This is a genomic window from Pseudomonas viridiflava (assembly GCF_900602065.1).
Taxonomy (GTDB): domain Bacteria; phylum Pseudomonadota; class Gammaproteobacteria; order Pseudomonadales; family Pseudomonadaceae; genus Aquipseudomonas.
The window spans coordinates 1-287 of the sequence record NZ_UWFN01000292.1; the positions used below are offsets into that span (position 1 = coordinate 1).

General features: G+C 56.8%; 2 pseudogenes. Both read left to right on the forward strand.

The features are described 5' to 3' along the window. Positions 1–167, forward strand: a pseudogene (gene trpC, locus EE949_RS22385) (indole-3-glycerol phosphate synthase TrpC); the annotation flags it as partial. Between the two features lie 34 nt (positions 168–201). After that, positions 202–287: pseudogene (locus tag EE949_RS22390) on the forward strand (lipoate--protein ligase family protein); the annotation flags it as partial.

Consider the following 287-nt stretch of genomic DNA (forward strand, 5'->3'; position numbering starts at 1 on the left):
AAAGCGGCATTCTCAATCGCGCCGATGTCGAATTGATGGAAATCAGTGATGTGTATGCGTTTCTGGTCGGTGAGGCGTTCATGCGTGCTGAACATCCAGGTACGGAACAGCAGCGCCTGTTCTTCCCTGAGCGCGGAGCACCTGTAAGCGGCTCGACACTCGACTGACTGTTCCACACGTAGCAGGAGCCAGAGCGTTCGCATGTCAGACCCGATCATCGATATCTGTGTCGAAAAAGGACTGCAGGCCGAGCAGGATCTTCTGGCCGCTGTGTGTGCGGGCGAGGC